The 13,557-nt window shown below is 44.7% G+C and carries 11 protein-coding genes and 1 tRNA gene; 1 reads left to right on the top strand and 11 read right to left on the bottom strand.

Features of this window, described 5'->3' with window-relative positions:
- Positions 1 to 11: 11 nt before the first annotated feature.
- A complete protein-coding gene (locus Q502_RS07950; RefSeq protein ID WP_099829160.1) occupies positions 12 to 1,676 on the bottom strand; it encodes a nucleoside kinase in 1,665 nt (554 codons plus the stop codon).
- A 56-nt stretch (positions 1,677 to 1,732) separates the two neighbouring features.
- On the opposite strand from Q502_RS07950, the gene Q502_RS07945 reads away from it, so the two are divergent.
- Positions 1,733 to 1,808: transfer RNA gene (locus tag Q502_RS07945), tRNA-Gln, on the top strand.
- A gap of 33 nt (positions 1,809 to 1,841) precedes the next feature.
- On the opposite strand, the gene Q502_RS07940 is transcribed toward Q502_RS07945, so the two are convergent.
- The 10 genes from Q502_RS07940 to feoB all read right to left on the bottom strand — a co-directional run bounded on the left by Q502_RS07940 (position 1,842) and on the right by feoB (position 13,549).
- Positions 1,842 to 4,043 carry a peptidylprolyl isomerase gene (locus Q502_RS07940; RefSeq protein WP_099829159.1) on the bottom strand — a complete coding sequence of 734 codons (2,202 nt, stop codon included), beginning with the start codon at positions 4,041 to 4,043 and terminating at the stop codon, positions 1,842 to 1,844.
- 139 nt (positions 4,044 to 4,182) lie between these two features.
- Positions 4,183 to 5,787: a glycoside hydrolase family 57 protein gene (locus Q502_RS07935; RefSeq protein WP_099829158.1), complete on the bottom strand. Its 1,605-nt coding sequence runs from the start codon at positions 5,785 to 5,787 to the stop codon at positions 4,183 to 4,185.
- A gap of 4 nt (positions 5,788 to 5,791) precedes the next feature.
- Positions 5,792 to 6,526: a DUF4912 domain-containing protein gene (locus tag Q502_RS07930; RefSeq protein WP_099829157.1), complete on the bottom strand. Its 735-nt coding sequence runs from the start codon at positions 6,524 to 6,526 to the stop codon at positions 5,792 to 5,794.
- 134 nt (positions 6,527 to 6,660) lie between these two features.
- Positions 6,661 to 7,935: a histidine--tRNA ligase gene (gene hisS / locus Q502_RS07925; RefSeq protein WP_243392245.1), complete on the bottom strand. Its 1,275-nt coding sequence runs from the start codon at positions 7,933 to 7,935 to the stop codon at positions 6,661 to 6,663.
- Positions 7,928 to 9,412, bottom strand: a complete 1,485-nt coding sequence (locus Q502_RS07920) for a TrkH family potassium uptake protein (protein ID WP_099829156.1) — start codon at positions 9,410 to 9,412, stop codon at positions 7,928 to 7,930. Before Q502_RS07920 ends, hisS begins: the two co-directional genes overlap by 8 nt.
- On the bottom strand, positions 9,413 to 10,072 hold the full coding sequence (locus Q502_RS07915) for a TrkA family potassium uptake protein (RefSeq protein WP_099829155.1): 660 nt from the start codon (positions 10,070 to 10,072) through the stop codon (positions 9,413 to 9,415).
- Positions 10,069 to 10,521 (bottom strand): TrkA family potassium uptake protein, encoded by a 453-nt coding sequence (locus tag Q502_RS07910; RefSeq protein WP_099829154.1) that lies wholly within the window; start codon positions 10,519 to 10,521, stop codon positions 10,069 to 10,071. The genes Q502_RS07915 and Q502_RS07910 overlap by 4 nt, the downstream gene beginning before the upstream one ends.
- 3 nt (positions 10,522 to 10,524) lie before the next feature.
- Positions 10,525 to 11,130, bottom strand: coding sequence for a response regulator (locus Q502_RS07905; protein WP_099829153.1), 606 nt, complete (start codon positions 11,128 to 11,130; stop codon positions 10,525 to 10,527).
- Positions 11,131 to 11,207: 77 nt separating this feature from the next.
- Entirely contained in the window at positions 11,208 to 11,603 is a 396-nt protein-coding gene (locus Q502_RS07900) for a hypothetical protein (RefSeq protein WP_099829152.1), read from the bottom strand.
- Complete coding sequence (gene feoB, locus Q502_RS07895) at positions 11,600 to 13,549, bottom strand: ferrous iron transport protein B (protein ID WP_099829151.1); 1,950 nt, start codon at positions 13,547 to 13,549, stop codon at positions 11,600 to 11,602. Before feoB ends, Q502_RS07900 begins: the two co-directional genes overlap by 4 nt.
- Positions 13,550 to 13,557: the final 8 nt, after the last annotated feature.

The following is a 13,557-nucleotide window of genomic DNA, read 5'->3' as shown; positions in this document are numbered from 1 at the left end:
GCCTTCACCTCTTAGGAACCGAATACACTGCCGCCTATGAACTCCTTTATAATGGAGGTTCTCGGAATATCCTCCAGATTCGTCATGGGGAGCACGTAATCTATGAACCTCAGAAGCCTCTTAGCTTCAAGATACTCTGGTACCGAATCGTCTATCTGAACTAGCAAAGGTTCTGCGAATGCTTTCAATGCTGCCAAATCGTATACAATTGCAGAATTGAACATCACATCCGCCTCTTCCTGGAAGGGAAAGATATACTTGTCTTCTCCTCTCCTAACGCTTGACCACATTCTTATTGTATCGAGCGCCGAGTGCCCTCTGAATCGATTGTCACGCACGATTCTACGCAATAATCTGACATCAGTAGTAGGTATTCTGTTCAGGTTATCGAGATTCATCTGCGTCAGAGCGCTGACGTATATTTTGAACTTTCTCTCGTGAGGTACGGAACTGCTGAGCAGCTCATTTAGGCCGTGAATTCCCTCGATTATGACAGGCTGACCCTCAGAGATCCTGATAGGTTTGTCATGAAATCCGCTCTTTCCAAGAATGAAGTCAAACTTTGGAAGCAAGACTTCTTTTCCGTCAAGCAGCTGTGAAATCTGTTCGTTAAATAGCTCTATGTTGAGAGCATAAATCGATTCGAAATCATAGTTTCCGTTTTCATCTCTCGGAGTCTTCTCTCTATCAACGAAGTAGTCGTCAATAGATATCTGTACAGGTTTCATTCCCAGTACTTTTAGATGCAGCATCAGCCTCTGAGAAAAGGTAGTCTTGCCCGAGCTTGAAGGGCCGGCTATAAGGATAAGACTAGGCTCTTTGTGTGCGGCTATGAGATCTGCAATCGCAGCGATCTTCTTTTCATGGAGAGATTCCGCAATATTGATTATCTCTCTTATCTCCTTTGGACCTTTGCTTATTATTTCGTTCAGCTCGCCCACGGTCTTAACACCAAGAATCTTCCCCCATTTCTCGTGCTCCAGAAAGACTGTTGAGATCTTTGGCTGATCAACAAATACTGGTAGTCTGTCTGGCTCTTCAGTATTGGGGAGGTTCAGAATGAAGTATTCTCCATACGGAATTAGCGCGAAGTTCTTAACCGCACCTGTCGAAAAGGGCATATATCCATAGAAGTAATTCAGGTATCCCTTGCATCTGTAAATGTTCACAGTTGACTTCTTTCGGTATTTGAACAGAAGAGCCTTGTCTCTCTGCCCATCTTCGTTGAACATCCTAATGGCCTCGAATTTGCCCAACGTTCCCTTTTCGAAGACGTGGTCCTCTTCAACAAGCTGTCTCATCTTATTTTCAATTGTCTTCAGATTATCCGAAGTAGGCTCTACACCCTCAATATCACAGACAAGGCCAGGGCCTCTTGAGTGATGAACATTTAGTTGCACAGCTCCAAAGAGCTCTCTGATTGCTATGAAGAGAATGAAGAGAGTTCCCCTTGTATAGATTCTTAACCCGTCTAGAGAAGACAGATCTACGAACTCTACTTCCTGTTCTTCGTTTACCTTTCTGCAAAGCTCTATCAAAGCATTGCCTGATTTTGCGGCCATGATGGGAGCTCTGTGGAAGCCGTCACACATTTTGGAAAGTTCATAGAAAGTAGTCTCTTTGGTAACTGGAATCTTCTTATTCAATTCCTTTACGAAAATCTCGTGGTTAGCCATAGAATCACTCCAAATCATTGACACCACAAATAGTCGATGTTAGAATCTATTTGCTGTGGGGCGTAGCCAAGTTGGTAAGGCATCAGATTTTGGCTCTGACATCCGTAGGTTCGAATCCTGCCGCCCCAGCCAGAAAAGGGTGGCTATCGCCACCCTTTCTTATGACTAGTTATTTGTCTCGTTCGGTCCTTCACTATCAAGAGTTACGTCCAGATCGACATCTCCTATTTGTGAAGGTGCCTCGATTTCAAATGGAACACTCAATTCTCCTGAAGTAACTTCGGTGTCAAGGTCCATGTCGCTAGAGGTTTCGAACTCCGTTGAGTCAGCCGTCTCGGTTGCATCGATCGTTTGGCTAGCGTTCAGTTCTGAGATATAGAATTCGATACTCTCAATTAGACCCCTGATAGTCTCGTCTTCCGGATTAAATTCCAGAAGCTTCTCCAGGTAATGCTTTTCAGCCATAAGGTAGATCTCCATTAGCGGTTCGTTTTGCTCCAGATTTGCCATCTTCTCATAGATGTCAACAAGCAGATAAAGCGCACTAATCTTCAGATCCGTCGCGGCTTCTGTAGAGTTAATTACCTTTCGATTCAGATCTCCTTCTATGCTCTGAATAGGAGAGTCAATCAAGAGAGATCTAGCCTGCGCTCCAAAGTACTGACTGTAGTATTGAAGATAGCTATCCAGCAAGGCGGAGTTCTCCAGCAGAGGCCTCACGTTCAAGTTGTAGGAGTTCTCGTTGTACATGTATGCGACTTCTGGATTGTTGCCGTCTATCTGGTACATATAGTTTACGACTTTTGTTGAGTTGGGCATTACAGAATAGAGGTATCTAACAGAGCTCTCGAAACGGGAGTTCGTTTCGTCATAGACTTTCCGCTTATCTGCCAGCATCTCCTGAACTTCTTCCAAACTCTCAACACCGAATTCTGTCATGTATTCTCGGGCCCTTTTAGCTTCAGAAAGAACACTTCTCAATTCAGTGTTTGTTGCCGGAATTGTTTCAAGCTGATCGTTAATATCCTCGATCGACATCGATGTTGCGGTTGCTGGAAGAGCCAACAAGAGATCCTCTAGATCTTCCAAATCGAACACCTGATATCTGAGGTTGGTTACCTCGTCCTCAACTAACTGCGTATAGAAGACAACCGGAAGGTACGATTCGCCTATGAGGACATTTCCGGATTCGTCAAAATAGTCGCTTTCGAGTTCTTCCAGAAATCTCTTGGCCGCCTGTCTGTCTCTTCTTGCTTCATCATACTTGGAATACATCTCAAGATCGGGATCGTTTATCATATGCGATAGATTATTCTCCACTCTGTATTCTGCGATCCATTTGTCGAATTCAGCGTTCTCAAACTGATTCATTTCAGTCTGATAAGAGGGAGTGTTAACGAATTCCTCGAAGCTGTCGAATGTAGACTTGTTGTTTACAAGTATAAGGTGGTACCCGAATTGTGACTCGACAGGGCCGACCAAAACGCCGGGAGTTGCGTCAAAAGAAGCGTCTTCGAATTCAGGAACCATCTCTCCTCTTCTGAACTGCCCAAGGGCACCGCCACTGGCTGCAGTACCTGTGTCTATCGAATACCTAGTAGCGGCTTCGGCAAATGAGACCTCACCATTCTCAATCATCGCCTTTATTTCGACTGCGCTCGCTTCATCAGAAACAAGGATATGGTCTGCATCTACCCTCTCATAATCGAACTTCAAACCTTCTAGATTCTCTTCAACAAAAGTCTGGAAGCGACTATTCATGTCTGGAATCGCCTTGTTTGCGACATTCACAGTTAGCAACTGCGTTGCCACATAGTCTTTGATGAGCGCTGAAAAGGCATCGACAGAACCGTACTGGTAAATTATTGCGGATCTGGTTTCTTCATCTGCAACATACTGATCAACTATCCTCTTTGTCTCAGACTCGACCTGTGCAGTCGTCGGAAGGACTTCATTCTCTGTTGCATAGAGAAGCAGTGTCTTCTGATCGATCAATGACATGAATATGTCGTATCTAATTCCCATTTCACTGGGATAGTTTTCCATCTCAAAATACGGATCTAGGGTATACCCCTGGCTTCTCAGGTTCGTTAGTGTGTCGCGTACCGATGTTTCGTACTCTGAATAGGTAATCCAGTAATTTGGATCAGAAAGAGGTGTGCCGTCCTTTGTGAGCCCTCCAACGGTTTCGCTGAAATTGACCGTAGCTCCTGTGTTCTGTTGATTTCCTTGAGAGCCGCCTCCAATATACTGGGCAACGGACCACCAAATAATTCCAACTCCAAAGAGTACAGCTACTGCCCAAACGACAGGCCGTTGAATAGATTTCATGAAATTAGGATTTCCTCTGGATTTCTTCTTTGGCATTTACTTTTCAACTCCCTCCAAGCACCAAATACTCTACAACCAAGAGGGGGAGGTTCATGCCTCCCCCGGCTTCACGAATTATACCATAGTAAGTTTGCTCTTGTAATCGGCGCAACGTCAAGAAAAATGATGGATTTAACTAACCGACCTGCTTAGCGTAGACCCTGAAGTCAATGTGCGGAAATATTGAGTCAATCCATTCCAGGGTCTTCAGTCTGCTTTCATCTATCGAATTACTCTCGATTTCTCCATAGAGCCTCAGCAGCCTGTCAATATGAGTCTTGGTTCTGTTAACAGCGTATTCCACTGTCGTGTTAGTTGTTATGATGAATGCCCAGTCGCTTGACTGAGCAAGAAGAAGCTCTCTAGCCATCTGATTTAGCGCCCTGATTCTAAGTGCGTCGTCTGTTCTTTCAAACTTCCTTGCGAGTTCAATCATTCTCCTGGAGCCTTCGTCCAGATGCCTATATATCCAGTCGTTTCTACCATTCAGCCAAACTTCGTTGTATCCGTTGGCTCCCCAGGTAGAGGTATTGGGAGTGACTACCTGTGCCTGATCCATTGAGTTGATAACTTCTGAAGGAGTTGAAGGAACAACAATGTCATCTCCGTTAAGTTCTCTGAAAAGCTCCTCAATGAACAGAGGGCCTTCATACCACCAGTGACCGAACAACTCTGCATCGAAAGGAGCAACGATTACAGGTTCTTCTCCGTCAAACTGACTGAATAACCTCCTAACCTGTTCTCTCTTTCTGTTTGCGAAATCCTTTGCGTGTTCTACAGTAGCTCTTCGGGCATCGTCCAAGTCATAATAGCTCTTTTCGTTGAGGGGTACATCTTTACCAGTTATCTTATAATACTTTATTCCAGTGTTGCACCGCTCTCCACTCGGATCTATGTAGGGCCTAATATAGTCCTCTTCCCTGTCGAAGCCCACGTCTCTATAAAACTCTCTATACCTTGAATCACCGGGATAACCAACTTCGGCACTCCATACCTGTTGACTTGATTCGGGATCTCTTGCGAACACAAAAACATTCTCTGGTGTAACTACCGGTCTGTATACTCCGTATCTCGGTGCCGGATCTCCGTACCAAAGGCTGTGAGAGTCAACAAAGAAGAAAGAAAGTCCGTGTTCGCGCAAATACGAATCGAAGCCTGGGACATAACCACACTCGGCCAGCCAGATTCCTCTGGGGTCCTTCCCAACATGTCTCCTATAGGAGTCAACTCCGATGCTTATTTGAGCATTTATCGCCTCAGGGAAATTGGTCATCAGAGGTAGAAAACCATGAGTAGCGTTACATGTTACAATCTCCAATTCTCCGCTATCCTGGAACCCTGAGAATTCTCCAACCAGATTGCAGTTGCATTCTTCATAGACTTTCCTAATGTCTTCCAGTTCATGAAGATAATGCGTAGCCAGCCTGTTGGCGGCCGGGTGTTCTGCAGAGGTTCTCGAAATCTCTATTCCTGCAAGCTCAATCGATGATCCAAGATAATTGAGATACTTCTTCTGCAGGTCGTTATTAGCAAGCATTTCCATCAGAGGCGGAGTTATGCTCATCGTCACTTTAAAATTCACTCCGTCACTCCTCAGCCTTCTGAAAGCCTGTAAGAGAGGTATATATGTCTCTGTAATGGCCTCGAACAGCCATCTCTCTTCCATGAAGCTCGGGAAGTCAGGGTGGTTGATAAACGGCAAATGCGCATGGAGCATTAATACGAATCTCCCTCTGCTCATAAAATCATCTCCCGCTTCTGCTCTTCGAGATAGTTTTGATGAACTCTTCAGAAGAAGGATTGCCTGTTGGTCCCGAAGATTTCGTGATTCTCGCACGTCTAGAACTCTCGTGAGAGACTTTCAACTCTTTCCTAGAGCCTTTTCTCAGATCTACCCAGATTTCATTATCGGTAAACTTCGGCGAGTTCCTCGGTGTCCGCGTAATTCCAGATTTAAGAACGCTCTTGAAATGACCGTCAATGTAGTAACCGATCTCGGCAATGTAGTCTGCATCGGGAAAATCAACCTGGAAATACCAGTTGCCCGCATCGATAGAGATGTCAGACTCCTTAAATCTGTGAGCATTCTTTCCATCGTAGATGATGTTAGTAATATCACTGACTCTTACAAGAAGCCTGAATTGAGAGGTCGAAAGATCTCGAGCAGTTCGTTCAGAAAGATCCCACACCACATACACCCAGTAAGGATTCACTGGATGGATAGTAACAAAATCATGAAAGTACGATGATGGGATCTCTGCATTTACTGGCTTGGAAGGGCGGAGGATCTCTGAGGGAGTCTTTGTCGCTGCATCGCTCGAAACATGTTTGCTCTCCTGAGCATGCTTCTTCAGAGCACGAGAGATATCCTTTTTTCCCATAGTTCTCTTAAGGTTAATCCCCATCATTTTCGCGAAACGTCGGAGATCCTGAATCGTCGGGTCGGTACTTAAAAATGATTGAATTTCTTCGTTAATCATGTTGAAAACCTCCTGGGCATGAGTTTCTCCACGAGTAGATGATAACATACTCCAGGAAGATAATTCAAGTGATTACAGTTGACTAAAGGTGATTATTATCAATTTTCTTTCGCAGACAACTTAAATTGGCAGTTTTACGTAATATCTCTTAGCTTATCGACCACGTAGTCAACCATATAGTCGCTATCTACCTGAAACTGCGACCCGTCACTCATTACCCTGACGGTCACTATATCTCTTTCGATTTCTTCCTTTCCGATAATCAGAGAGATCTTCGCTCCGATTCTTGCAGCATGTTTCATTTTGTTTCGCATGTTTCTTTCCATCACGTCAACGTAAGTTGAGACCCCAGCTTTCCGGAGCCTTCTGGCATAATCGAATCCTTTAACACTCTCTTCTCTTCCAAAGGTAAGAACTGCAACTTCTGAGCCTCTTGGGATACCGGCTTTCGAGTTTTCCGATTTGAGAAGCATTACAATTCTCTCAAGACCTATCGCAAAACCAACTGCGGGGCAGCTCTTTCCTCCAATGTACTCAATAAGACCGTCGTATCTACCCCCACCGACTAACTGATCCTGGCTACCTAAAGAAGAGGACCTTACTTCGAAGGCAGTTCTACTGTAATAATCTAGTCCGCGGACCATGAATTGATCAACCTCATACTGAATACCTGCTTTATCGAGGTACCATTGAAGCTCTTCAAAGTGACTTCTACAGTCAACGTCGAGGTAATCAAGAATACTGGGGGCTCCTGCAACCCTTTCTCTATCAACCTTACAGTCAAGAAGTCTTAGGACATTCGTTTCGTACCTACGCTGACAGTCAGAACACATTTCCGGAAGCTTGTCACTGTAGTATTTTTTGAGAGCCGTCTTATAATCCTCTCTGCACTTAGGACAGCCGATAGAGTTTATGAATAACTTCGCTTTGTTCAATCTCAATTCTTTGAGGAAGCTGTAAGCCATCTCAATTATCTCGAAGTCTGCCAAGGGACTTTCAGAGCCAAGTATTTCCGCGCCGAACTGATGAAACTGCCTTAGTCTACCGGCTTGTGGCTTTTCGTAGCGAAACATCGGCCCGTTGTAGAAGAGCTTAATAGGCGACCCGAGGTTCACAAAAGAGTTTTCGATGAATGCTCTGGCCACGCTTGCCGTTCCTTCGGGTCTCAAAGTGATCGACCTGCCGCCTTTGTCTTCAAATGTGTACATCTCCTTCTGGACAACGTCGGTAGATTCACCCACGCTCCTCTGAAAGAGTTCAGTCGCTTCAAAGATTGGCGTTCTGATTTCAGTGAAGGCGTACTTATGAGATATATTCCTTATGGCCTCTTCAACATAATGCCAGTATCCAATGTCTTCATAAGATATGTCCTGAGTTCCCTTTATTCTTGTAATCATGACTTTAAGCATTCCTCCGTCTTCTGAATATGATCTTTCCATCTCTAAGTAGTTTAGTTATAGCATATATTACGACAACGAATTCAAGCCTTCCGAGAAACATTCCTATCGTCTCGGTCCATAGGAGTCCGGCCGGTGCTCCGGGGGACGTTATACCTACCGAAAGGCCAACAGTGCTCAATGCCGAAGCAAACTCAAAGACAGAAAGAGCCATCGAGTTTCCATATGACATCAATATTCCTGTTCCGACTGCATAAGTGAAGAAGTACAATGAAAAGACCAACAGAATCTCTTTGACCAGTGAATCGTCGATATACCTTTTTGTTTCACCTTTCCATATCTCCTGTTTGAGAAGCGCATCCTTTGGAAGGAAATAGCGTCTGATTTCGAGCCAGAGAATCATGATCAGAGCAAACAAACGGTATTGCTTGAGGCCTCCCGAGGTTGAATCAAGGTCTCCACCGAAAATCATCAACAAAACTATCAAATAGATACCGAACTGATTCCAAGGGACAAAGTCCACGGTAGAGAAACCGGTACCTGTTAGAGCAGAAACAGTTTGAAACAGGCCGTGCCGAAATCTTTCTGCGCCCGATGAGTAAACCACCGTAAGAGTACCGGTCATAAGAAGAGGTGTGAAAACAGCAAGAATTACGAACATCAGTTTCGGTTCACCGTTTTTCCAGAAGGCTCTGAAATTCCTCTTCCACAATGCATAATGTATTCCGAATCCGGTGGCACCCAGTATCATCAACACTATAGTGACTATTTCTATGAAGATGCTGTTGAATTCCCCTATTGATCCGGTTCTAGTCGAAAATCCGCCAGTTGCCAGAGCCGTCAAAGAATGATTTACAGCATCGAAGACATTCATTCCAGCTAGCACGTACATCGCGATTCCTGCCAGTGCATATGAACCGTAAATCACTGCTATAGTTCGCGTGGAGCTCTTTATATTCGGAACGAGATTATCCATTCGTCCTTCGGCCTTATAAAGACCGAGCCCCGAAGGTCCGAGAATCGCGGACATCATTATGATTGCAATGCCAGCTCCACCGAAGTACTGCATCAAGCTTCTCCAAAGCAGAAACGTTCCGGGGATTTTTTCAACGTCCACAAGGGTTAGACCAGTCGTTGTCCAACCACTTGTCGACTCAAAAACTGCCTGTGTGAAGTCTAGATAACCCCCGATAACAAAAGGAAGGGCAGACAGTAGAATTGCGATTATCCAGGAGAAGAGGACTACTATCGCGCCCTCTTGAACTGTGATTGCGGAGCCAGGTTTAACTCGCATTGTCATTTTAAGAACAAGTCCCATGACAAAACTCAGAAACGCAGTTACGATGAAGGAAAGACTCTCGGCAAATGTGGAGGGATTCCAAATGCAATATGACAAGGGAATCAGCAATAGTATCGGGAAGAAGATGAAGAGATTCCCCAAGTATCCGAAAACAAGCCTATATCTTTGCTTCAGAATGTTTTGAAACATCTACACCTCTCCCAGGAGAGTTTCAAAGACTGAAGATTGAACGGTTGGACTGCTCAGAACTAGAAGAACATCGCCCCTTTCAATGATTGTATTACCTCTTGGAATGACCACTTCGTCATCCCTGACAATCGCACCTATGACGCTTTCGTCCGGAAGAGGGATATCCTTGATAGCTTCTCCGATTATTGGGGACTTGTCCGTCATCTCTATCCTTAGAATCGAGACTTTCTCCGAAGAAGGAAGGAGGTTCGTAATATGCTCTCTGAAGAGGCTATCTTCAAGAGCAACGCCCAGTATTTCCGTTGGGCTTACAACACTTTTTATTCCCATCTTTTCGAAGACTGCTTTGTTGTCTGGATCATTCACCATAGCTACCGGGCGCTCGATACCATAGACTCTGGAGGCCGTTAGGCACGCAACGAGATTGTCCTGATCATTAGGAGTCAAAGCAACAAAGAGGTCCGATCGATCAAGCTCTAGTTGCTCAAGAATGTATCTTTTGCTGCCATCGCCTCTTACGACCACCGCACGAAGTTTCTTGGCCATTTCGTCACAAAACCGATCGTTCTTATTAACCATCATCACGTTATGACCCTTACTCAGAAATCTCCTTGCCAGGTGATAAGCGATCTTCTCGCCCCCGATAAGCACGATCTTCATTTGTCGTCACCGCCGATGAAGTACAACGCGTTCTTGATGCTTTCAACTGCTAACAGTGTTGGACAAATAACTTCTATCCCAAAATCGGAGAACATCTGGATGTTATTCGGATCATAAGCTCTTGCCACGACTCTTGGAACTTCGAAGTACTCTTTGGCAGACATTGAGATCATCAAGTTAGTATTATCATCCGTAGTGAGAACGAGGGCAACGTCGGCCTTATCAAGTTTGGCTTCCTTCAGTACATCGAGTTCTGTTGCGTCGCCCATTATGTTGAATCCTGTGAATTCGTACGAGAGCGCATTGAAAGAAGACTCGTTTCTATCGACGACAACCACACTGCAACCCATTGAAGAGAGCCAGTTAGCCATTCTCGATCCAAGTCTACCGCAACCGAAGATAACGATGTAATACTCATCCTTCTTGATTGCACCCTTCATGAAAGGCATCTCTTACTCCTCCAGCTTCTTCAGTTCTTCAGAAGCTTCTTTGAAAGCCTCATCAAGAGAAAGTGAGGCTTTAAGATGTTTTGCAGCAAGTTTTGGATTATCTTTGGCCACCAGCAGTGCATAAAGAAAGTGGGGGAATGGTGACCCAGGGAAGTCGGAGAATAGGGCACTCATCAGTGATTCGGCCTTGGCGGTTTGGCCATCTTCGATCAATCTTCTGATTTCCCTCGCGCGCTTATAGATACTGTCTTCTTCTCTCAAGGCAAGTTCAAACGCATCTCTGATTTCCTGAGGTGTGAACGGTTTGGTTAGAAAATCCACTATTCCCGCTTTAAATGCTTTTCTCATTGATTCGGGAGATATGTCTGACGAGACTACTATTACGGGAATTGAATATGCTCTATTCTTAAGTTCCTGGAGGAATTGAATTCCATCCATAGAAGGCAAGCTAAGATCTGTGAATAGGAGGTCTGGCTTTCGTTTCTCAATCTCTTCCAGGGCTTCCTCGGCAGTCACGAAAGTATGGACTTCATTGTCTTCGTTCTCCATGGTCTTCTTGACAATTCGCCTGACATTCAGCTCGTCATCGACCACGTAAACGAGTGCCATGCAATCACCTCCACAACACAAATCATATTACCACATTAAGCTCAAATAGTGTTTGAGAGTTTCCACAAATGGAATTCTTAGAAACTGTTTGTCTCGATTTGTTTCTTTGCGAAGTCAAAAAGAAAGGATATTGCAAAGCCTGATACAATGAGAGGGAGGTTCAATACCTCAATAGTCAATAGGCAACTTGAGATCAGTAATCCCTCGAGCCAGACACTAAACACCACAAGAACCTGGTATATTGAGAGCACATAGGAGAAGAAGCTTCCAACCAACAGATGCGAATACCGTTTTCTTACATTGCTTTTCTTCTCAGCGATTCCGAAAAAGTAGATAGCGGAGTTTATTCCAATGATGATGGCAAGAAACGGATCGCGATCAGTCAGAAGCAATCCGAAAAATGAGTTTATCGCGAGAGCTGCAAAGAGTACTCCACCGAACATAAGCCAGAATGTTATCGACCTGCCTCTCATAGGAATCCCCCAACTACTCTTACGATTAGTGCAACAGTATAGGCAACTGTAAGACTGTAGAAGACGGAGAAGAATACATACTTGTAGCTTCCGGTTTCATTCTTTATCACAGCAAGTGTTGGCATGCACGGAACATACAGAAGTACAAAAACTAGGAAACTCAAAGCTATTTCAGGGGTAATCAACGTTCTTATAGCACCAAGAGAGCTTCCTGAGACGCTAAGATTTCCAAAGAACGTTGTGAGCGATGAAACGATGACTTCTTTCGCGGCTATTCCGAAAACCAAACTGGTTATCATTTCCCACGTGTAACCCAGGGGTATGAAGAGCGGTTCAAGTGATTTCCCAATCATGGCTGCGAAACTCCCTGTCCCTTCTGAGGGAAAGTAACTGAGAAACCATATTACAACAGAGGCGCCAAGTATTATCGTACCAGCCTTTTCGAGAAAGTGACGCCCCTTGTTCCAGGTATAGAGAATTAATGAACTTAGCCTCGGTTTTCTATAACGTGGAAGCTCCATTATCAACGTGGAGGGCTCGCCCTTGAAGAAGAGCTTGTTGATCAGCAGCGCGGAAAGGACCGTTATAACAATACTTAAAACGTACAAAAAGAAAATCACTACACCGGCTCTTGCGCCGAAGAAGGTGCCTGCAATCAAAACATAGACTGGAAGCTTCGCGCTACAAGAGATAAACGGCGAGACAAGAATGGTTACTATTCGCTCTTTTGGTTCAGAGATCGATCTTGTCGACATAATAGATGAAACATTGCATCCAAATCCAAGGAGCATAGACATGAAGGAGCGCCCGCTGAGTTTCATTGAATACATTAGTCTATCAATGACAAAGGCAGCTCTAGGCAAGTAGCCGGTTTCTTCAAGAATTCCAAGCGCTAGGAAAAGTATGAAAATGTTAGGCACGAAAACCAAAACGGCTCCAACGCCTCCTATTATTCCCTCAACAACGAGAGAGCGAAGCCAATCTACGCCGATGAAGCCGCCAAATGCGCGGCCGAGGCCTCCGAGCAGTTCTTCAATCACGATCGATAAGGGTCCTGAGATAGTGAAGGTCAGCTGGAAGACGATGTACATAACCGCAAGGAATATCAAAATCCCAAGAAATCTATGAGTCATAACGTGATCTATTGCTTCGGAAAAATTCCACCCTATCTTTTCTTTACCCTTAACTGATGTGGAAAGGATCCTTTTTATATATTTATAGCGAGTTTCAGCGATTTCCACAGAGAAGTCGTAGTCCAGAGTTATTCCCGTTATTTTTTGAACTTCATAGTCCTTTTCCAGAAGCTTTATCGAAAGCCAACGTTCGTCAAACCCGGCCAGAGAAGGGTTTCCCTTTATTCTCTCTGATAGATCCCTAAGGTGAGCTTCCACTTCATCGGAGAAAAGATAGTGGACATGGCTGCTGCTCTTGGTGCTCTTCACAAGAGTATTCTTCAGCTCTTCGATACCTTCGCCTGTGACCGCCGAGGTAACGACAACCGGAATGCCAAGCTGCTTCGAAAGCTCGTTCTTGTCGATCTCAAAGCCTGCTTTCCTCGCTTCATCGACTGCGTTTACTACAAGAACTACATCTCCGCGAAGCTCAAGAACTTGAAGAAGAAGATAGAGACTTCTTTCCAGGTTGACGGCATCACCTATGACTATTGCGACACCAGGCTTCTCATTCACAAGGAAATCCCTGGCTATTTTTTCATCAAGACTGGTGGCACCCAGAGTGTAAGTGCCTGGCAGATCAACAACATCTATGGTGTGATTGTGATGCCTCATCACTCCGGCTCTCTTTTCAACAGTAACACCGGGCCAGTTCGCAACAACCTGTCTCGAGCCGGTTAGACTGTTAAATATGCTTGTCTTTCCAACGTTTGGGTTTCCTAGAAGCGCTACGGTAATTTCCTTTGAATCGATTCTATCTGGCTGATTTTTCACGGATAAGT

Origin of the sequence: Mesotoga sp. Brook.08.YT.4.2.5.2., from assembly GCF_003351125.1 — a bacterium.
GTDB lineage: Bacteria > Thermotogota > Thermotogae > Petrotogales > Kosmotogaceae > Mesotoga.
Note: the sequence above shows the minus strand (reverse complement) of the source record. Positions and strands in the feature narration are given on the sequence as shown.

What these genes read in the sequence shown, in the direction of transcription:
- Q502_RS07915 (WP_099829155.1), bottom strand. Translation starts at nt 10,072, where the DNA reads ATGAAGATCGTGCTTATCGGGGGCGAGAAGATCGCTTATCACCTGGCA.
- hisS (WP_243392245.1), bottom strand. Translation starts at nt 7,935, where the DNA reads ATGCTTAAAGTCATGATTACAAGAATAAAGGGAACTCAGGACATATCT.
- Q502_RS07910 (WP_099829154.1), bottom strand. Translation starts at nt 10,521, where the DNA reads ATGCCTTTCATGAAGGGTGCAATCAAGAAGGATGAGTATTACATCGTT.
- Q502_RS07900 (WP_099829152.1), bottom strand. Translation starts at nt 11,603, where the DNA reads ATGAGAGGCAGGTCGATAACATTCTGGCTTATGTTCGGTGGAGTACTC.
- Q502_RS07950 (WP_099829160.1), bottom strand. Translation starts at nt 1,676, where the DNA reads ATGGCTAACCACGAGATTTTCGTAAAGGAATTGAATAAGAAGATTCCA.
- Q502_RS07935 (WP_099829158.1), bottom strand. Translation starts at nt 5,787, where the DNA reads ATGAGCAGAGGGAGATTCGTATTAATGCTCCATGCGCATTTGCCGTTT.
- Q502_RS07930 (WP_099829157.1), bottom strand. Translation starts at nt 6,526, where the DNA reads ATGATTAACGAAGAAATTCAATCATTTTTAAGTACCGACCCGACGATT.
- Q502_RS07920 (WP_099829156.1), bottom strand. Translation starts at nt 9,412, where the DNA reads ATGTTTCAAAACATTCTGAAGCAAAGATATAGGCTTGTTTTCGGATAC.
- Q502_RS07940 (WP_099829159.1), bottom strand. Translation starts at nt 4,043, where the DNA reads ATGCCAAAGAAGAAATCCAGAGGAAATCCTAATTTCATGAAATCTATT.
- Q502_RS07905 (WP_099829153.1), bottom strand. Translation starts at nt 11,130, where the DNA reads ATGGCACTCGTTTACGTGGTCGATGACGAGCTGAATGTCAGGCGAATT.